Below are 812 nucleotides of genomic sequence, written 5' to 3'. Positions count from 1 at the left end.
ACTCCAGGAACGCCGTATCGAGGTCAGCGGCGCCGTCCTCACCGTCTACAGCAGCTGAGCGGCGGGGCGTGCGGAACGGAATGCGCACAGGGGTGGGCCCCCGGGAAAGTCCCCTTCCCGGGGGCCCACGTCATGGGTGGCCGGTTCAGTAGCGGTAGCGGCAGTCGCAGTCGCGGTCCTGCCAGTACCGGCCGAACCCGAAGCGGTCGTACCGGTGGTGGGCGAAGCCGCGACCGTGGCCGTGGCCCCGGCCGCGGTCCCAGCGATCGTCCCACCTGCCGTACCCCCAGTGGCGTGGCCCGCAGCGGCCGTAGTCCCCGCCCCAGTTGCCGTGCCCGGCGTTCCGGTAGTGGCCGGACGCGGAGTGGGACGGGGTTGCGGATGCCGTCGCCGTCATGGGGACCGCCAGGGCGACCGTGGCCAGTGCCGCCGTTGCGGCAGCGCGAACGAATTTTCTCACCGCATTTCTCCTCAAACTCGGTGAATTGCCGGATGGCCCGCCAGACGTTACTCGGGACTTGTGCCGCATTCATTCCGCCGATCGGTGCCGCGCGGCCGAACGGGCGACCCGTCGGCTTACCCCCGTTTCCGCGGGAAAACCGCTCCTGAGCTTCGGGAGTTGGCGCCCGGGTATCCCTCGGGGGACGCCGGGGAAACACCCTCCAGGGTGATCTGTATTCGGCATGTCGCCCACTCCGGACGTTTTGAAAATGCCCCGGGAAATGTAATCCAAAATGGTGGAATTCGGTTCCGGTCAGCTGCTGTAGACGGTGAGGACGGCGCCGCTGACCTCGATACGGCGTTCCTGGAGA

At 68.0% G+C, this 812-nt stretch carries 1 protein-coding gene; it reads right to left on the bottom strand.

Features of this window, described 5'->3' with window-relative positions:
• Window positions 1-145 precede the first annotated feature (145 nt).
• A complete protein-coding gene (locus tag PV350_RS46800; protein ID WP_499513902.1) occupies window positions 146-460 on the bottom strand; it encodes a hypothetical protein in 315 nt (104 codons plus the stop codon).
• Between the last annotated feature and the right edge of the window lie 352 nt (window positions 461-812).

Source organism: Streptomyces sp. PA03-6a (genome assembly GCF_033792765.1).
Classification (GTDB): domain Bacteria; phylum Actinomycetota; class Actinomycetes; order Streptomycetales; family Streptomycetaceae; genus Actinacidiphila.
Note: the sequence above shows the minus strand (reverse complement) of the source record. Positions and strands in the feature narration are given on the sequence as shown.